We start from the raw sequence: 18740 nt of genomic DNA, 5'->3' as shown, positions 1-18740 counted from the left end.
GTTAACCAAGAACCCGTGTCACCGAAATAACCCAATATTATCAATGGTCCCGAGTTGGGACCCTCACCGCCCCCGCCAAATCCAGCCGCCGCCAAACACCCGGCTGCCCTCAGGGGCATAAAACACACAAGCCTGCCCCGGCGACACCCCATCCTCTGGATCGAGCAATTCCACCATCGCCTCGGTCGCGGAAATAGGCCGCACCACCGCGGGCCGAGGTGGCCGCGTCGAGCGCACCTTCACATTTAAATGCCACTCATCGCGGCTTTCAAACGGCTCATCCCCCAACCAGTTGATCTCGCGCAGCGGTATCACCCGCGTCGACAAAGCCTCCTTCGGCCCGACAATCACCTGCCGCAAAGCCGGGTCCAGCTTCACCACATACAAAGGATCACCCAACCCGCCAATCCCCAGCCCCTTGCGCTGCCCGATCGTGTAGTGAATGACCCCGCGATGCTGCCCCAGAACGCGCCCCGCCTGATCGACAATATCGCCCGGATCAGCTGATCCCGGCCTCAGCTTTTCAATCACCGCCGCATAATTGCCATTCGGCACGAAACAAATATCCTGACTGTCCGGCTTATCCGCCACCGACAGCCCATACTTCGCAGCCAAAGCCCGCGTCTCGGCTTTTGAGCCCAAATGCCCCAACGGGAACCGCAGATAAGCCAACTGCTCCACCGTGGTTGAGAACAGGAAATAGCTCTGATCCCGGTTCGCATCCGTTGCCATGTGCAACTCTGGCCCATCGCCAACTTTGCGCTGAATATAATGCCCGGTCGCCATACAATCCGCGTTCAAATCCTTCGCAGTGGCGAGGAGATCCTTAAACTTCACCCGCTCATTGCAGCGGATACAGGGCACCGGAGTCGCCCCCGCCAGATATGCGTCGGCAAACTCCTCAATCACCGCCTCGCGAAAGGTGTTCTCGTAATCCAACACATAATGCGGAAACCCCATCAGTTCCGCCACCCGCGCCGCATCATGTATGTCGCGCCCGGCACAGCACGCGCCCTTTTTCGCCAGTGCCGCGCCATGATCGTAAAGCTGCAAGGTGACGCCGACCACGTCATAGCCTTCCTCGGCCAGCTGTGCGGCCACGACCGAACTGTCGACGCCACCAGACATAGCGACGACCACGCGGGTCTCCGAGGGCGGCTTGGCGAAACCAAGCGAGTTCAGCGGCTGATCAAACATCGAAAATTCCGGGGAATGGGGCGGCATTAAGGCCATTAGATCGCAATATAGGAAAATGCCACCTACTCTCAACCCCCGGCTTTACGCTTGTTTAAGCCCGTTCCGCCAAACTGGCTTGGTATGAACGAGGAACCCAAGATGTATCTCAAGAAAGTTGACGGCCCCCGGCAGGTCACTCTGCCCGACGGCAGCATCCTGTCGCGCGCTGATTTACCGCCGGCCGACACCCAACGTTGGGTGGCCAGCCGCAAGGTCGTGGTGGTCAAGGCCGTGATCTACGGCCTGATTTCTGAGGCTGAAGCCTTGGAACGCTACGCCTTATCGGAAGAAGAATTCGTGCTCTGGCGGCAAGCGGTTGAAACCCATGGCGAAAAAGCCCTGCGCGTCACAACACTTCAAAAGTATCGACAACTTTAGATTGTTTTTGGGATTCATATGGTCACAGTAACGTGTAGTTAACCATTGCCAGCCAAAGTCATTAACGAACAAGACCCTGTGACCGGAGCCCCCAGAATGCGAATCTTATTGGTTGAGGACGATCCCACCACATCCCGTAGTATCGAATTGATGCTGACCCACGCCAACTTGAATGTCTATTGCACCGATTTGGGTGAAGATGGCATCGATTTGGCGAAACTTTATGATTACGATCTGATTCTTTTGGATCTTAACCTGCCAGATATGTCCGGGCATGAGGTGCTGCGGCAACTCCGCCTTGCGCGAATCGAAACGCCGATTTTGATTCTCTCGGGGTCTGACGATACCGAGAACAAGATCAAAGGCTTTGGTTTTGGCGCCGATGACTACCTCACCAAACCGTTCCACCGCGAAGAATTGGTGGCGCGCATTCATGCCATCATTCGTCGCTCCAAAGGCCACAGCCAGTCGATGATCAAGACCGGCCGGGTCAATGTGAACCTTGATGCCAAGACGGTGGATGTCGAAGGCTCGACGGTGCATCTGACCGGCAAAGAATATCAGATGTTGGAGCTGCTTTCGTTGCGCAAAGGCACCACACTGACCAAAGAGATGTTTCTCAATCATCTCTATGGCGGCATGGACGAGCCTGAATTGAAGATCATCGACGTTTTCATCTGCAAGCTGCGCAAAAAGCTGGCAGAGGCGACCGGTGGCACCAATTACATCGAAACTGTCTGGGGTCGCGGCTATGTGCTGCGCGATCCGAGCCCAGCTTTGGCTCCGCGCCTCGCCGCCAGCGCTTGATCGAGCCTTTGCCTGCGCTTGCCCATTTCCGGCCCGCCGCATAACTTGGGCGAAACGGAAATGGGGGCGGCAATGGCGGTGGATCTTGAGCAGTTGACCGAGGCCGAAGCTCGGGCGGAACTCGCCCGGCTGGCTGAAGCGATTGCGGCGGCCAACCGCGCCTATCATACGCTGGATGCGCCCGAGATGTCGGACGCCGAGTTTGATGGGCTGAAACGTCGGAATCTGGCGCTTGAGGCGCGGTTTCCGGCCTTGAAACGCAGCGATAGCCCGTCCGAGCAGGTCGGCAGTGGCGTGGCCGATGGCTTTGGCAAAGTCGCGCACGCGGTTCGGATGTTGTCGTTGGAGAATGCGTTTGAAGACAGCGACATCGCCGATTTTGATGAACGCGTGCGCAAGTATCTCGGCAGCGATAGCGCTTTGGCCTATACCGCCGAGCCCAAAATTGACGGTCTGTCGCTGTCCTTGCGCTATGAAAATGGCGTGCTGGTGCAGGCGGCCACACGCGGCGATGGCGAGGTTGGCGAGAATGTCACCGAGAATGCCCGCACCATCGCGGATATTCCGCAGCAGCTGACCGATGCCCCACAGCTTTTGGAAGTGCGCGGCGAGGTTTACATGAGCCACGCCGATTTCGCCGCTTTGAACCAAAGACAGGCGGCAAAGACCGACAAACTGTTCGCCAATCCGCGCAATGCCGCAGCGGGCAGTCTGCGGCAACTGGACGCCAGCATCACCGCCGCGCGCCCGTTGCGGTTTTTCGCCTATGCTTGGGGGGCCTTGTCAACGCCGCTGGCAGCTACCCAATTTGGCGCGATTGATCGACTTAACCAATTGGGATTTCAAACAAATCCTCTCACCGTGCTTTGCGCAGGCCCCGATGAGATGTTGACGCAGTATCGCCATATAGAGACCAATCGGGCGACTTTGGGCTATGACATCGACGGCGTTGTCTACAAGGTCAACGATCTTGGCTTGCAAGCGCGGCTGGGGTTCCGCTCCGCCACCCCCCGCTGGGCGATTGCGCATAAATTCCCGGCGGAACTGGCATGGACCCGGCTGGAGGCGATTGACATTCAGGTGGGTCGGACTGGCGCGCTGTCGCCTGTGGCGCGGCTGCAACCTGTGACTGTCGGCGGCGTCGTGGTCGCCAATGCGACGCTGCACAACGAAGATTACATCGCCGGGCGCGGTGCCAAGGGCAACCCGATCCGCGAGGGCCGCGATATTCGCGTCGGCGATTGGGTGCAGGTGTATCGTGCGGGGGATGTGATCCCGAAGATTGCCGATGTCGATCTGCTGCGTCGCCCCGATGATGCGCAACCTTATGTTTTTCCTGACATTTGCCCGGAATGTGGCTCGGTCGCGCATCGCGAACCCGGCGATGCGGTGCGCCGCTGCACGGGCGGTCTGATCTGCCCCGCGCAAGCGGTCGAGCGGTTGAAGCATTTTGTCGCGCGCGGTGCTTTTGACATCGAAGGCCTAGGCGCGAAGCAGATTGAAATGTTTTTTCATGATGCAGATCTTCCGGTGAAAACCCCTGCCGATATTTTCACGCTGGCGGCGCGGGATGCGGCCAATGGTCTGAAACGGTTGAAGAATCGCGATGGATTTGGCGAAGTTTCGGCGAAAAAGCTGCTTGCTGCGATTGAGGCCAAGCGCACCATTCCGCTGGATCGGCTGATCTTTGGCCTTGGCATCCGCCATGTCGGCGAGGCCGCGGCAAGCCTGCTTGCGCGACATTATTCGACATGGGACGGCTTCGAGACCGCGATCACCCATGCTTTGCCGGGCAGCGCGGAATGGGCGGAACTGATTTCGATTGACGGAGTGGGGGCGGTGCTGGCGGGTTCGCTGGTGGCGGCATTTCAAAACAGCTCGGAACGCGCGGCGATTGACGCTTTGGTGGCGCAGCTTGACGTGCAAGCGGTGCAAGCCCGTGCGCCGGTGGACAGCCCGGTCGCCGGGAAAACCGTGGTGTTCACGGGCACGCTGGAAAAGATGACGCGGGCCGAAGCGAAAGCGCGGGCCGAGGCTTTAGGGGCGAAGGTTGCGGGCTCGGTCTCGGCCAAAACCGATCTGTTGATTGCCGGACCAGGGGCGGGATCGAAGGCGAAAGATGCCGAAAAATATGGGGTTACGGTGATTGATGAAGATCAATGGCTTACCCTGATAGGTCAGGCATGAGCCGCCCGGAAATTCTGTTTCCGCTGTTTGCCGGGTTAGAGACTTTGGACGGCGTCGGCCCGAAAACCGCGCAGGCCTTTGCGCTGTTGGGGGTGGAAAAGCCGAAGGACCTGCTGTTTTTGCTGCCACATTCCGCCGTGGACCGCAGCCGCAAAGCCTCACTCCGCGATGTGGTGCCGCCCTGCACGGTGACGGTCGAGGTTGAGGTCGGCAGCCATTTCCCGCCCCGGCAAAAGGGCCGCCCCTACCGGGTGATGGTGCGCGATGCGGCGCTGGAATTCCAACTGGTGTTCTTCCACGCGCGCGGCGACTATCTGCAAAAACTACTGCCGACTGGCCAGCGCCGCTTGGTATCCGGAAAGGTGGAAATCTTTGATAATATTGCGCAAATGGTCCACCCGGATCATGTTTTGCGCCCCGAGGAAGCCGATGATCTGCCGCTGTTTGAGCCGGTCTATCCGCTGACCGCTGGCGTCACCCAACGGCAGGTTGCCAAGGCTGCGGCCTCGGCGCTGGCACGGGCTCCGCTGGTGCCAGAGTGGATCGACCCCAACCTGAAGGCGCGTGAGGCATGGCCGGATTGGCGCACGGCGTTGGAAACCGCCCATGCGCCGCAGGATCAAGCGGGCTTGGCGTTCACCCATCCCGCCCGGCAACGTCTTGCTTATGATGAACTTTTTGCCCATCAACTGACCCTGTCGCTGGCCCGAGCGCATCTGCGAAGGGGCAACGGCGTGGCAAGTATCGGCACCGGGGCGCTTCACGCAAAAGTCTTGGCCACGCTGCCATATGCGCCGACTGCGGCACAAACCCGCGCCGTGGGCGAGATCACGCAGGATATGGCCCAGCCGCTCCGGATGAACCGCTTGCTGCAAGGCGATGTCGGCTCGGGCAAAACCTTGGTGGCCTTCCTTGCGCTGCTGACGGCGGTTGAGGCGGGCGGGCAGGGCGTGCTGATGGCGCCCACCGAGATTTTGGCGCGCCAGCACCGTGAGGGCCTGCTGCCTTTGGCCGAAGCCGCAGGCATCCGGTTGGAGTTGTTGACCGGGCGCGACAAGGGCGCAGATCGTGCGGCCAAACTGGCGGCATTGCAGGATGGTCAAATCCAGATCCTGCTGGGCACCCATGCGGTGTTTCAAAAGGATGTGCATTTTCAAGATCTTCGCCTTGCCGTGGTCGATGAGCAGCATCGCTTTGGCGTGGCACAACGCATGGAACTGGGCGCGAAGGGGCAGGCGGCGGATGTGTTGGTGATGACCGCCACGCCGATCCCGCGCAGTCTGGCGCTGGCGAGTTACGGCGATATGGATGTCTCGGTGCTGGATGAAAAGCCCTCCGGGCGCAAGCCGATCAAGACGGTGATGATTTCCGGCGCGCGGATGGATGAGGTGGTGGACCACCTCGCCCGTGCGGTCGCCGAGGGGCGGCAGGCCTATTGGGTCTGCCCTTTGGTCGAGGAATCCGAACTGGTCGATTACGCCAGCGCGGTCGAGCGGTTTGAAACCCTGCGCGCGGCTTTGGGCGATGTGGTGGGGCTGGTGCATGGCCAGATGCCGGTGGCCGAAAAAGACGCCGCGATGGCGCGGTTTGTCAGCGGGGTGACCAAGATTTTGGTGGCCACGACGGTGATCGAGGTCGGGGTGAACGTGCCGAATGCCTCGATCATGGTGATCGAGCGCGCCGAAATCTTTGGCCTTGCGCAGTTGCACCAATTGCGCGGCAGGGTCGGGCGCGGCAGCGTGGAGTCTACCTGCTTGCTGGTCTATCAAGCGCCGCTTTCGGAAAGTGGTGAGCGGCGGCTAAAAGTGATCCGTGATACCGAGGACGGCTTTCGCATCTCCGAAGAAGACCTGTCGATGCGCGGCGCGGGTGATCTGATTGGCACCGCGCAATCAGGCTTGCCGCGCTTTCGCGTCGCGGATCTGGAGCGGCAAGCGGGGTTAATGGCGGTTGCACAATCAGACGCGCGGGCGTTGTTGGCGATTGACCCCGATCTGAGCAGCCCGCGCGGCAAGGCTGCCCGAGTGCTTTTGTGGCTGCTTGATCAAGATCGTGCGATAAAACTGATTTCTGTCGGCTGAAACCTCACAATCTTGTGTCTGTGGTCTGGGAACCAAAGCACCGCACGTGGGCTATGTTCTCCTAAGTTCACAAATGTTCCCATAAAGTTCTTTACAGGTGGTAAGGAGTGTGAGAACAATATGGCAACAAGCAAACGGAGGTCGCAATGTTCACCGAGATTATCGAAATCCTGAAACGCTCCAACACCAGCCTTGTCGCTGATGCCGTTGGCGTCGTGTCGCTGTTTGCCCTGCTTTTCGCCGGATTGGGAATGTCTGGCACGCTTTGAAGGTTCTGCCTGCGGTCTTGTTGAACCGGGCCTGCGCATTTGTCCCCAAGTGATGCGCTGCGTGGCTGCCCTGCCACTGCCTTGGTGAAAGAACGCCACTTTCCGCCGCCATCCGATGGGATGCGCGGCGGTTTTTTTATGCGGCTTCTGCTTGGGCGGCAGCTTCGCAGGCGGCGTCCAGCGCCAAAAGAATGGAGGCGTGGCGATTCTTATATTCGCGCGCCGGGATTAATACTTCGTAACCGTCAAACGGTGCTGCAGGCACCGGGCCATTGTCTTTCAACATCGCCAGCAGCATCTGGCGCGCGGCAATAAGCTCGGCAAGGCTGCGACCCAGAATCACCCCGCCTAAAATCGCAGCCGACGCTTGGCCCAACGCGCAGGCCTTCACATCCTGGGCGAAATCCGCAACCCGCCCCGCTTTCATCACCACATCAACCGTCACGGTTGACCCACACAGCGGCGAGCGTTTGCGCGCGCTTCCCGTAGGGGCGGGCAGGCGGCCCAAATGCGGAATCTCGGCCGCCAGCGCCAAAATCCGCCCCGAGTAGAGTTTGACGAGATCGCTGTCGCTCATGGCTTCCCCTTTTCTTGCCCACAAGATAAGCCGACAGCACGCCTTCGCCAAGGAGCAGCCGATGCAATTCGACCCCACAACGCTGACTTACGATGCCAACGGCCTGATTCCCTGCATCGCGCAGGATCACGCCTCGGGCGAGGTGCTGATGATGGCGTGGATGAGTGCGGAATCGCTGGCCCGCACCCTGAAAACGGGGGCGATGACCTATTGGTCGCGGTCGCGAGCCAGTTTTTGGGCGAAAGGTGAAACCTCCGGCCATGTGCAGCGTTTGGTGGAGCTGCGGGTTGATTGCGACCGCGATTGTCTGTTAGCGCTGGTGACGCAAGTGGGTCCGGCCTGCCATACCAATCGGCGCAGTTGCTTTTACACGGCGGTGCGAGATGGCGTTGACGTGGTGATTTCTGAGCCGCTATAGCCCGACCATCCGGCGAATATCTGCGGGCGTCGCGCCCTCTGTCCGGTATTTCGACAAAGCGCGGGCGTCGTCGCGCTTGGCCAAACGCTTGCCCTGATCATCACGGATCAGGCGGTGGTGGTGGTAGATGGGGGTGGGCAGACCCAGAAGCCGTTGTAAAAGCGCATGTATTTTCGTATATTCTGTTAAATCAGCTCCGCGTACCACATGCGTTACGCCCTGTGCTGCATCATCCAGCACCACAGACAGGTGATATGATGTATTTGTATCGCGGCCTGCGATCACAAAGTCGCCGACAAAGACTCCAAGTTCTTCTCTTGAAAATTCAATAAGACCACGAGTCAACTGCGGTCCAATTCCCGTTTCATGGTAGCAGGCATAACTCTGCCAATCATTGCCCACGCCGCTGGTTCGATGTTCAAAAACCGAATCGGCGACGCGATCGAGTTCAATTCTAAGCGTCGTATTAGTTGGTCTTGGATACTGTTCAGGAAAGCGGCGTTCGTAGGCCATCCGGCTGCGACAGGTCCTAGGATAGGGCATACCGTCCAGCCCAAAAAGCAAGCTGGCGCCCTCTTGGGGTGCAGCTTGTGCTGTCTCGATGTCGCGGCGGGAGCAAATACAAGGGTAGATCAGACCAAGCGCCCATAGCTCATCTAACGCTTTCTGATAGGTATCGCGGCGATCTGATTGGCGCAATGGCACAGCATCCCACCGTAGGCCAAGCCACTGCAAATCATCATAAATCTGGCGTTCCCACTCGGGCCGACAGCGGCTGCGGTCGATATCTTCGATCCGCAGTAGAAATTTGCCGCCCTCTGCCCGCGCCATATCATGCGCCAGCAGCGCCGAATAGGCATGGCCCAGATGCAACGGCCCGGTGGGCGAGGGGGCGAAGCGGGTTACGAAAGCCATGCCGTGAACGATTCTTTCGCGCGGTCGGTGTAGGCTTTGTAGCGATCTTTGCGCCCCTTGCGGCCCCCGCGCGCGTCAATCGGCGGAAACAGCCCGAAGTTGACGTTCATCGGTTGGAAGGTTTTCGCCTCGGCCCCGCCGGTGATATGGGTGATCAATGCGCCCATTGCAGTGTCGGGCGGCGGCGGCGGTAAAACCCGCCCCTGCAATTCGGCGGCGGCCATCCGGCCCGCCAGCAGACCCATCGCCGAGGATTCGACATAGCCTTCCACCCCGGTGATCTGGCCTGCAAAGCGGATATTGGGCCGCGATTTCAGCCGCATCTGATCATCCAGCAAGGTGGGAGAGTTGATGAAGGTGTTGCGGTGGATGCCGCCCAACCGGGCGAAACTGGCTTTGTGCAGCGCGGGAATCATTTTGAAAACAGCGGTTTGCGCGCCGTACTTCATCTTGGTTTGAAAGCCGACGATGTTGTAAAGTGTGCCGAGTTTGTTGTCGCGGCGCAGTTGCACCACGGCATAGGGCTTCATCGGGTTATGCGGGTTTGTCAGCCCCACCGGCTTCATCGGCCCAAACCGCAACGTCTCACGCCCGCGTTCCGCCATCACCTCAATCGGCAGGCAACCGTCGAAATAGCCTGCGGTTTCGCCCTCATGGAATTCGGTTTTCTCGGCGGCCAGCAGGGCGTCGATGAAGGCGTAGTATTCGTCCTTGGTCATCGGGCAATTCATATAGGCGGTCTGCTCTTCAACCGTCTCGCCCTTATCGTAGCGACTTTGCATCCAAGCCAGCGACATATCCACCGACTCGGCATAGACAATCGGCGCGATGGCATCGAAAAACGCCAAAGCATCAGCCCCGGTCGCGGCACGAATGCTTTGCGCTAAGGCGCTAGAGGTCAACGGCCCGGTGGCGATGATCCAACTGCCTTCGTCGGGCAGTTCGGTCACTTCCTCAAACGAGGAAGAAATCAGCGGATGCGCGTTCAGCTTTGCCGTCACAGCCTCGGCAAACGGGTCACGGTCCACCGCCAGCGCGCCGCCTGCGGGCAAACGATGCGTCTCGGCCATCGCCATGATCAAACCATTGGCCGCTCGCATCTCCCAATGCAAAAGCCCGACCGCATTGCGTTCATCATCATCCGAGCGGAACGAATTTGAGCAGACCATTTCGGCAAAATTTCCGGTCCGGTGCGCGAAAGTACCCACCTGAGGCCGCATCTCGTGGATCACCACGCGCACGCCTTGTTCCGCCGCTTGCCAAGCCGCTTCTGATCCGGCCATGCCGCCGCCGATGATGTGCAATTCTTGTGTCATAGGCGCGATGTAGCCCTGCACGCCGCCTAGATCAAGGCGACACTAGATCAGAGCAATGCGTTCGCGTTGTGCTGCATCGGGGAAGCGGCGATAAAGCCCAACCTCAATCTGCGCGATCATCTGATGCATGTGGTCATATCGTCGCTCGGCGGCTTCATCCGGGGTGGAGAGCGCTGCGAAAGCCGCATCGAGGTCGGCCAAGCCACCGACGTCAATTTCCAGCAGGAAATCGGTATGCATCCCAGAGGCCAGTCGGAATTTTCGCCGCAACAACCGCCAATTCAGGATCAACCCTTGGGCTTGCAGATAGCTCATCCAAGCCTCAACCGCCGCCGCAAAGGCCAAAGCGCGGGCGCCGTCTTTCAGCTCGATCATGCAATGATAGATGTTCATGCTGCCTCCGATCGCGATCAGAAACGCAGAAATTCCTTGCCAAGCCGTTAATCCGGAATGAAAAAGGGCCGGGGTTTCCCCCGGCCCATCCGCCAATTTTCGCCAAATTTAGCGCTTGTCGACAGCCACAGCGCCCGCGCCATGCGCGAACAGCATCAGAAGACCGCCTGCAATCGCGAAGTTTTTCAAGAAGTGGGTCATTTGGTTCTGGTCCGCGAAGTTGTTGTGATACAACACAGCCGCGACGATGCAGAAGCCAGCGCCCAGCAGCGCCATAATCCGGGTCTGGAAGCCGAGAACAATCGACGCACCCAAGGCCAATTCGAAAATAATCGCAGGCCAAGCCAAGATCGTCGGCAGGCCAGCCGAGGCCATATAGCCTGCAAATCCGGCAACGTCGCTCAGTTTGCCAAAGCCAGCGATCAAAAACAGTGCGCCGATCAAGATGCGGGCAACCAGCGGGGCGTAGGGAGAGAGTTTATCCATGATTAATCCTGATATCCGTTTGCTAGGGCCAAGCCCCATATTGGGTTTCGGCATTTGAATGGGCTTAACCTGCAGCAGTTATGCATTAAATAGGTATCAGCGCGCTTGTGATCTGCGCTGATGCACAGAGAACCGGTCAGTTTTTGGGGCGCGCCCAAAGCTTCAGGCGATGCTGTTGCACAAATGCTGCGGGATTATCGCCCAGATCATATCCCAGACTTGCGGCTTTCTCGAAAAAACCGGGGGCGGGCAAGCCTTGCGCCAACCGCCCCGCGCAGAGCGCCGCACGCAACGGTTGGTTTGCGGCGGCATCGGTTTCCATCAGGATTTCAAGCGCTTGCGTTAGTTTGGCAATCGCGCCGGGGCCGGGAATCGCCAGATCGCGCGCCAGTGCGCCGTAGGTGCTGGTCTGCTGAAGCGCGGCCAGTTCGGCCAGCCGCGCCTCAAGATTATTCATCGCCCTGTTCTGCAACCCGTGCGACGGAAACCACTTCTTCACCTTTTCCGGTGTTGAATACCTTCACCCCGCCTGCGGAACGCGAGCGGAATGAGATTTGATCAACGGGCACCCGGATGGATTGCCCCGTGGAGGTTGCAAGCATGATTTGGTCTGACAGATCGACCGGGAACGAGGCCACCAGCGGCCCGCCACGCATCGCACCGTCCATGGCTTTGACGCCCATACCGCCCCGCCCGCGCACCGGATAATCATGGCTGGAGCTGAGCTTACCGGAACCAGAGGTGGTGATGGTCAGGATCAGGTCCTCGGCCGCAGACATTTCAGCATAGCGTTCGGTGGAAAGCTGGCCCACCTCTACCGCTGCTTCGTCGTCATCTGCCTCAACCTCATCTACAGCACCCGCCATCAAGCGTCGTTGCTTGAGGTAAGCCTCGCGTTCAGCCGGATCGGCCTCAAAATGCCGGATGATCGACATCGACACTACTTTGTCGCCCGCGCCGACCCGGATCCCGCGCACACCCGTCGAGCCGCGCGATTTGAACACGCGGATTTCCGTGGTCGGGAAGCGTATCGCGCGGCCCAAGGCGGTGACCAGCATGATATCGTCGTTCTCATCGGCAATCGCGGCGTTCACCAAGAACACGCCTTCGGGCAGTTTCATCGCGATTTTGCCGTTGCGCATCACATTGGTGAAATCCGACAGATCGTTCTGCCGCACATCGCCGTCGCTGGTCGCAAACACGATTTGCAGGTCTTCCCATTCGGCTTCCGGCGCATCCACCGGCATCAAAGCCGCAATGCTAACTCCTTGGGTGATCGGCAAAATGTTGACCATCGCCTTACCCTTCGCCGTCCGTCCTGCCAAGGGCAGCCGCCAGGTTTTCAGCTTGTAGACCATGCCATCGGTGGTGAAGAACAAGAGGTTAGTATGAGTGTTGGCGACGAAAAGCGTCGTTACAACGTCGTCTTCTTTGGTCGCCATCGAGGACAAACCCTTGCCGCCGCGGTTCTGGCTGCGGAATTCGATCAGCGGGGTGCGCTTGATATAGCCGCCAGAGGTGATGGTGACGACCATATCTTCGCGCTCGATCAGGTCTTCGTCTTCCATATCGCCGGCCCAGTCGACGATTTCGGTGCGACGTGGCACCGCAAACATCGCGCGGACTTCGCGCAATTCATCCGAGATGATCGCCATGATGCGTTCGCGCGAGCCCAGAATCTCAAGGTAATCCTTGATCTTACCCGCCAGTTCTTGCAACTCGTCGGTGATCTCTTTCACACCCATCGCGGTCAGGCGTTGCAGGCGCAGATCCAGAATGGCGCGGGCTTGTAGTTCTGACAGATTATAGGTGCCATCGTCGTTGATCGGGTGGGAGGGATCATCAATCAACTTGATATAGGGGATGATTTCTCCCGCAGGCCAACGCCGCGTCATCAGCCGTTCTCGTGCTTCTGCCGGGTCAGCGGAGGATCGGATGGTTGCCACGACCTCATCGACGTTGGAAACCGCAACAGCCAGACCGCACAGGATATGGCTGCGTTCACGGGCGCGGCGCAACTCATAGGCGGTGCGGCGCGCCACAACTTCCTCGCGGAAGGTTATGAAATGTCTAAGGAAATCGGCCAAAGTCAGCTGTTCAGGCCGCCCGCCATTCAGCGCCAGCATGTTGCAGCCGAACGAGGTTTGCATCGGCGTGAAGCGATAGAGCTGGTTCAAAACCACATCCGCCGTCGCATCGCGCTTGAGTTCAATCACCACCCGCACGCCGATCCGGTCGGATTCGTCTTGCACATGGGCGATGCCTTCGATCTTCTTCTCGCGCACTTGCTCGGCGATAATCTCAATCATCCGGGCCTTGTTGACCTGATAGGGCACCTCGTCGATGATGATCGCAAAGCGGCCAGACCGAATTTCCTCAATCCGGGTTTTGGCGCGGATAATCACCGAACCACGGCCCTCCAGATAGGCCTTGCGCGCGCCAGCCCTACCTAAAATAGTTGCCCCCGTCGGGAAATCCGGGGCAGGGATGATCTCCATCAACTGCTCAATGCTGATGTCGGGATTGGCGATCATCGCCAAGGTGCCGTCAATCACTTCGCCCAAGTTATGCGGCGGAATGTTGGTGGCCATGCCCACGGCAATACCGCCCGCGCCATTGACCAGCATGTTGGGAAAGCGTGCCGGCAGAACGGTGGGCTCACGGTCTTTGCCGTCATAATTGTCTTGGAAATCAACGGTGTCTTTGTCGATATCCGCCAAAAGGAACGCCGCGGGCTTGTCCATCCGCACTTCAGTATAGCGCATCGCCGCCGCGGTATCGCCATCCATGCTGCCGAAGTTGCCTTGCCCATCCAGCAGCGGCAGGCTCATCGAGAACGGCTGCGCCATCCGCACCAGCGCATCATAAATCGCAGAATCGCCGTGCGGGTGGTATTTGCCCATCGTATCGCCAACCGGGCGCGCCGATTTGCGGTAAGGCTTGTCGTGGCCGTTGTTGGTTTCGTGCATAGCGAACAAAATCCGCCGATGCACCGGTTTCAAGCCATCGCGCAGGTCAGGGATCGCCCGCGACACGATCACGCTCATCGCGTAATCGAGATAGGCGGTTTTCATCTCGGCGGCGATGTCGATCTGCGGCCCGTCATGGTGCATGCGGATCGGTTTTTCGTCTGCCGTTTCAGGGGTTTCCGGAGTGTCGGTCACTGGGGCCGCGCCTTCCTGTATAGGGTCTAGATATGGTTGCCGCTACCTTACACTATCCCGCATTTGGGGTGCAAGGCAGGTGCGTAAATGGCTTTGGCAGCAGGGGTGTGTGAGTGATAACATACTGTTTTTATTGAAAATTAATATGTATAGCGCAGGATATGCTTGTGGGCTTTGGAAAGGCAGGCAACCCATGCACGCCACTGAGACGGAATTGATGCTGAAAGGTTACGGGCTGACAACAGCAGAGTTATACTACCGGATGCCAGATTATCGCAATGTTCTCAATAGCTTCACTTGGCAAGACTATGATCTTGCCCCGGATTATCCGCAGCTTTTCGGCTTTATCGAGTTTTGGCAAAGCCAGATCGAAGGGCCGCTGCATTCGGTGCGATTCACCCATCGCAAGCTGATTGCTCCGGGCGAATGGCGCAATGTTGTGGGCGAATTTCGGCTGCATTAGGCGGACTTGCCATTCCGCCCCGGCGCGCGGATAAGCGCCGCTGGAGTTTTGCAGGCGGCCACAATGACAATTCTGCCACAGCGCGCCCTGACGCGGGTTGAAGATCTTATCGAGGCCGGGCTCGCCCCCGCCGATCAGGCCAATGCCTTGCAGCAGGTCGCTGAGGCCTTTCGCATCCGTGTCTCGCCCGAGATGCAGGCAGCTATGATCCGTGCCGATGACCCAATCGCTCGCCAATTCCTGCCCGATACGGCTGAGTTAACCATCCGCCCCGAGGAACTGCACGACCCGATCGGTGACACCACGTACAGCCCCACCCCCGGCCTGACCCATCGCTACCCGGATCGCGTGATCCTCGCCGCCACCCATACCTGCGAGGTCTATTGTCGCTTCTGCTTCCGCCGTGAGGCGGTGGGCGAAGAAGGCGCCTTGCCCGAGGCCGATCTGGAAGCGGCGCTGGCCTATATCGCCGCCACCCCCGCGATTTGGGAAGTGATTTTGACTGGCGGCGACCCCTTGGTGCTGTCGCCGCGCCGCCTGAGTGCGCTGATGCTGCGGCTATCCGCCATTCCGCATGTCGAGATTATCCGCTTTCACACCCGCGTGCCGGTGGTCGCCCCCGCACGGATCACGGCGGAGATGATCGAAGCTTTGCGCGCCCGCCCCACCACTTATCTCGTGCTGCATACCAACCACGTGCAGGAAATCACGCCAGCGGCTGAAGCTGCCCTGAAACGTCTCGCCGATGCCGGGATTCCGCTGTTATCCCAAACCGTTTTGCTGAAAGGCATCAACGACGATGCCGCCACGCTGGAAAGCCTGTTCCGCACTCTGCTGCGCCATCGCGTGACGCCCTATTACCTGCATCACTGCGATCTTGCCCGTGGCACCAGCCATTTCCGCACCACGATTGCGGCGGGTCAGGCGATCATGGCCGCCTTGCGCGGCAGGCTGTCCGGCATTGGCCTGCCGACCTATGTGCTGGATATTCCTGGCGGATTTGGCAAAGTGCCAATTGGACCAGGCTATGTGGAGACCACAGGCGACGCCTACCAAATCACCGATTGGCAGGGCAGGCGGCACCGCTACAGCGATCCCGCTTAGCCCGCGCGCAAGATCATTCCGAACAGATCGCGCGGATCATCGGGATCGGCGATCATATCCAACTGGGTGAACAGCCCGGTTTCCGCCAGTTTGGAGCGCACATACCGCAAAGCTGAGAAATCCTCGACCGCAAAGCCAACGCTGTCAAACAACGTGATCTCGCGCGCGTCCGTCCGCCCCTTGGCCTGACCGTTGATCACCTGCCACAACTCGATCACTGGATGATCGGGCGCAAGCTGTTGAATCTCGCCCTCAACCCGGGTCTGTTCGGGGTATTCGACGAAGATCGAAGACCGCAGCAGGATATCCTTGTGCAGCTCGGTCTTGCCGGGGCAATCGCCGCCAACTGCGTTGATATGCACGCCGGAACCCACCATATTATCCGTCAAAATCGTCGCATATTGCTTGTCGGCGGTCACCGTGGTGATGATCTGCGCGCCCAAAATCGCATCTTCCGGCGTCGTACAAGCCACCACCTTCAAACCACGTCCCGCCAAATTCGAAGCACATTTCGCCGTCGCCGCGGGATCAATGTCGTACAACCGCACCTCGGTAATCCCGCAGATCGCTTTAAAGCCCAAAGCCTGAAATTCCGACTGCGCGCCGTTGCCAATCAGCGCCATCGTAGTCGACCCAGCCGGAGCCAGCCACTTCGCCGCCATCGCGCTCGTCGCCGCCGTGCGCAAAGCCGTCAAGATGGTCATCTCGGATAACAGCACCGGATAACCCGTCGCCACATCGGCCAAAAGTCCAAAGGCTGTAACGGTTTGCAAGCCTTGCTTCATGTTGCTGGGGTGGCCGTTGACATACTTAAAACCATAGGTTTCGCCATCCGAGGTCGGCATCAACTCGATCACGCCGACATCGGAATGGCTGGCCACCCGCGGGGTTTTGTCGAACAACGGCCAGCGGTGAAAATCGGCTTCAATCTCGGCGGCGAGGTCGCGCAGAACCCGCTCGACCCCCAGATGCAGCACCAGTTTCAGCATGTTATCGACAGAGACGAAGGGCACATAGGCCTGATGCGACGGCGTGTTCATGGGGCTTCCTTAGCTCCGAGGTGTCAGATGGATACCAGCGATCATGCAGCGCACCGATCCCCCGGCAAGTTCGATAGTGGGCACCTCTAGCGGCACCAAGGGCAGCAGCGCATCAATGCGGTCGCGGTTCACCGGGGTCAGGCTGTCAAAAGCCGTGCGCGACAAAGCCAGAAAGCGGCCATGGGTGCCGGAAAGTTCAATCGCATTACCGGCAAAACCGGCGATTTCGGCGGGCGACAGGTCAATCACTTCACGCCCACCCTCGGCCAGACGCTGCGAAATCTCGACCCGCCGTGCCGGATTCACCACGCTCGCCAGCCCGACCATCGCCAGTTCGGTGCCGATGCACATCAGCACATTGGTGTGGTAAATTTCGCGGCCCTGTTCGTCATGCGCGTCAAACACCATCGGCTCGTAGCCAAAATGTGTGCAAAACCGCTCGAGCGCCACCGGATCGGCGCGGTTGGATTTCACCGTATAGGCGATGCGGCCAACATGGTCCAAAACCATCGCGCCGGTGCCTTCCAGCGCAATCCCATCCGCCTCCAGCCCCGAGTAATCTATCACATCCTGCACGCGATATTTCGCCTTCAGCATCTCAATCACATCGCTGCGGCGCTCACGACGACGGTTCACCGCATGCATCGGATAGATCGCGATACGGCCGCCGATATGGGTGGAAAACCAGTTGTTCGGGAAGACGGAATCCGGCGTGTCGCGGCTGCCGTCATCCTCGAACACATGCACCACAACGCCTTGATCGCGCAAGGTTTTCACCGACAGATCAAACTCGGCCAAAGCGCGAGCCGCAAGGACGCTGGCCGCCCCGTCGCCCTTACGCTGAAACGCATTATCGGCGGCGGTTTCGGGGTTGGAATGGAAAGCGTGCGGGCGGATCATCACCACCGCTTCGGGGGCTTGCAGCAGATTGCGGCGCATCAGAAGCTCCGGGTGGGACGGTCGAAGACTTTGCGACCCATCAGGCTGCCCACCAAGTCGACCATCAGTTTGGCGGTGCGGCCACGCTCATCGAGAAACGGGTTCAACTCGACCAGATCCAGCGAGGTCACCAGTGCGGATTCGTGCAAAAGCTCCATCACCAGATGCGCCTCACGGAACGTCGTGCCGCCCGGAACGGTGGTGCCCACCGCGGGCGCAATCGAAGGATCGAGGAAATCTACATCCAAAGACACATGCAGCATGCCGCCCGCATCGCGCACCATATCCAGAAATTCGCGCAAGGGGGCCACGATGCCGCGTTCATCCAGCACCCGCATGTCATTGATCGCAATGTCATGTTTCAGCAGTGCCGCATGTTCGGCAGGATCAACCGAGCGGATGCCATAAAGACAAATCCGCGCTGCAGGGACCGGTGCGGGGAAGGGCGGGAAGGCCTCAAATCCCTCACGACCTGCGATATAGGCCACAGGTGTTCCGTGCAGATTGCCGCTTTGCGTGGTCAATGGAGTGTGAAAATCCGAATGGGCGTCTAACCACAGCAGGAACAGCGGACGATCCTGCCGCGCGGCAAAGCTGGCAGCCCCTGCAACCGAGCCCAACGCCAAAGAATGATCGCCCCCCAAGACGATCGGCAAACCACCCTGAGACAAAGCATCGTCCACCTTATCGGCCAACACTTCGGTCCAGCCCAGCACTTCCGCCAAGCTGTGCACCGCCGGGTTCGGGCATCTGACCGCCTGCAACGCGGGCAGCATCATATCGCCCCAATCTTCCACGCCATGGCCCAATTCGCGGATGGCTTGCGCCAATCCCGCCACGCGGTAAGCGGTCGGCCCCATTACGCAACCGGGACGGCGTTGGCCTTCGTCAATCGGCGCACCGATCAGAATGGTGTTGGGCATGAGATTCTCCTTTGGCGCGATACTCTTTCCATCTTGCGTCGAAT

The 18740-nt window shown here is 59.2% G+C and carries 19 protein-coding genes; 8 read left to right on the top strand and 11 right to left on the bottom strand.

Going from position 1 to position 18740, the window contains the following annotated elements:
- Positions 1-63 precede the first annotated feature (63 nt).
- A complete protein-coding gene (gene mnmA, locus ACS5RD_RS17470) occupies positions 64-1197 on the bottom strand; it encodes a tRNA 2-thiouridine(34) synthase MnmA (RefSeq protein ID WP_489928439.1) in 1134 nt (377 codons plus the stop codon).
- A gap of 138 nt (positions 1198-1335) precedes the next feature.
- On the opposite strand from mnmA, the gene sciP reads away from it, so the two are divergent.
- The 5 genes from sciP (at position 1336) to ACS5RD_RS17445 (ending at position 6958) form a co-directional block, all read left to right on the top strand.
- A complete protein-coding gene (gene sciP / locus ACS5RD_RS17465) occupies positions 1336-1614 on the top strand; it encodes a CtrA inhibitor SciP (protein WP_426031640.1) in 279 nt (92 codons plus the stop codon).
- A 96-nt stretch (positions 1615-1710) separates the two neighbouring features.
- Positions 1711-2421, top strand: coding sequence for a response regulator transcription factor CtrA (gene ctrA, locus ACS5RD_RS17460; protein ID WP_054004572.1), 711 nt, complete (start codon positions 1711-1713; stop codon positions 2419-2421).
- 72 nt (positions 2422-2493) lie between these two features.
- Positions 2494-4608 (top strand): NAD-dependent DNA ligase LigA, encoded by a 2115-nt coding sequence (ligA, locus tag ACS5RD_RS17455; protein WP_489928438.1) that lies wholly within the window; start codon positions 2494-2496, stop codon positions 4606-4608.
- The gene (gene recG, locus ACS5RD_RS17450; RefSeq protein ID WP_489928437.1) at positions 4605-6689 is read left to right on the top strand and encodes an ATP-dependent DNA helicase RecG; all 2085 of its coding nucleotides are present in this window, start codon (positions 4605-4607) and stop codon (positions 6687-6689) included. The genes ligA and recG overlap by 4 nt, the downstream gene beginning before the upstream one ends.
- 146 nt (positions 6690-6835) lie before the next feature.
- Positions 6836-6958: a hypothetical protein gene (locus ACS5RD_RS17445; RefSeq protein WP_268871764.1), complete on the top strand. Its 123-nt coding sequence runs from the start codon at positions 6836-6838 to the stop codon at positions 6956-6958.
- Between the two features lie 136 nt (positions 6959-7094).
- Here the strand turns inward: ACS5RD_RS17445 and ACS5RD_RS17440 are convergent, their stop codons facing one another.
- Complete coding sequence (locus ACS5RD_RS17440; protein WP_054004569.1) at positions 7095-7535, bottom strand: iron-sulfur cluster assembly scaffold protein; 441 nt, start codon at positions 7533-7535, stop codon at positions 7095-7097.
- Positions 7536-7596: 61 nt separating this feature from the next.
- On the opposite strand from ACS5RD_RS17440, the gene hisI reads away from it, so the two are divergent.
- Complete coding sequence (gene hisI, locus ACS5RD_RS17435; RefSeq protein ID WP_054004568.1) at positions 7597-7953, top strand: phosphoribosyl-AMP cyclohydrolase; 357 nt, start codon at positions 7597-7599, stop codon at positions 7951-7953.
- Here hisI and gluQRS read toward each other — a convergent pair.
- From gluQRS to gyrA, 6 genes are all read right to left on the bottom strand, one after another.
- Positions 7948-8868 (bottom strand): tRNA glutamyl-Q(34) synthetase GluQRS, encoded by a 921-nt coding sequence (gene gluQRS, locus ACS5RD_RS17430; protein WP_489928436.1) that lies wholly within the window; start codon positions 8866-8868, stop codon positions 7948-7950. The two genes, hisI and gluQRS, sit on opposite strands and share 6 nt — an antisense overlap.
- Entirely contained in the window at positions 8856-10184 is a 1329-nt protein-coding gene (trmFO, locus tag ACS5RD_RS17425; RefSeq protein WP_054004566.1) for a methylenetetrahydrofolate--tRNA-(uracil(54)-C(5))-methyltransferase (FADH(2)-oxidizing) TrmFO, read from the bottom strand. The genes gluQRS and trmFO overlap by 13 nt, the downstream gene beginning before the upstream one ends.
- 42 nt (positions 10185-10226) lie before the next feature.
- Positions 10227-10577: a DUF6614 family protein gene (locus ACS5RD_RS17420; protein WP_489928435.1), complete on the bottom strand. Its 351-nt coding sequence runs from the start codon at positions 10575-10577 to the stop codon at positions 10227-10229.
- Positions 10578-10685: 108 nt separating this feature from the next.
- Positions 10686-11063 carry a DoxX family protein gene (locus ACS5RD_RS17415; RefSeq protein ID WP_489928434.1) on the bottom strand — a complete coding sequence of 126 codons (378 nt, stop codon included), beginning with the start codon at positions 11061-11063 and terminating at the stop codon, positions 10686-10688.
- Positions 11064-11199: 136 nt separating this feature from the next.
- Positions 11200-11520: a hypothetical protein gene (locus ACS5RD_RS17410; RefSeq protein ID WP_054004564.1), complete on the bottom strand. Its 321-nt coding sequence runs from the start codon at positions 11518-11520 to the stop codon at positions 11200-11202.
- Entirely contained in the window at positions 11513-14227 is a 2715-nt protein-coding gene (gene gyrA, locus ACS5RD_RS17405; RefSeq protein WP_054004563.1) for a DNA gyrase subunit A, read from the bottom strand. Before gyrA ends, ACS5RD_RS17410 begins: the two co-directional genes overlap by 8 nt.
- Before the next feature lie 193 nt (positions 14228-14420).
- Between gyrA and ACS5RD_RS17400 the strand changes: the two genes are divergently transcribed.
- Both ACS5RD_RS17400 and ACS5RD_RS17395 read left to right on the top strand, forming a co-directional pair.
- Positions 14421-14690, top strand: coding sequence for an usg protein (locus ACS5RD_RS17400; RefSeq protein ID WP_054004711.1), 270 nt, complete (start codon positions 14421-14423; stop codon positions 14688-14690).
- A 63-nt stretch (positions 14691-14753) separates the two neighbouring features.
- Positions 14754-15794, top strand: coding sequence for a lysine-2,3-aminomutase-like protein (locus ACS5RD_RS17395; protein WP_489928433.1), 1041 nt, complete (start codon positions 14754-14756; stop codon positions 15792-15794).
- Here ACS5RD_RS17395 and ocd read toward each other — a convergent pair.
- From ocd to rocF, 3 genes are read right to left on the bottom strand one after another with little or no spacing between them, the layout of a single operon-like run.
- Complete coding sequence (gene ocd, locus ACS5RD_RS17390) at positions 15791-16834, bottom strand: ornithine cyclodeaminase (RefSeq protein ID WP_489928432.1); 1044 nt, start codon at positions 16832-16834, stop codon at positions 15791-15793. The two genes, ACS5RD_RS17395 and ocd, sit on opposite strands and share 4 nt — an antisense overlap.
- Before the next feature lie 9 nt (positions 16835-16843).
- Entirely contained in the window at positions 16844-17773 is a 930-nt protein-coding gene (gene ctlX / locus ACS5RD_RS17385) for a citrulline utilization hydrolase CtlX (RefSeq protein WP_489928431.1), read from the bottom strand.
- On the bottom strand, positions 17773-18696 hold the full coding sequence (gene rocF / locus ACS5RD_RS17380) for an arginase (protein ID WP_489928430.1): 924 nt from the start codon (positions 18694-18696) through the stop codon (positions 17773-17775). The genes ctlX and rocF overlap by 1 nt, the downstream gene beginning before the upstream one ends.
- Positions 18697-18740: the final 44 nt, after the last annotated feature.

The organism is Cypionkella sp. PAMC25878 (genome assembly GCF_058135695.1).
The sequence above is the reverse complement of the archived record's forward strand: the minus strand, read 5'-3'. Positions and strand labels throughout refer to the sequence as shown.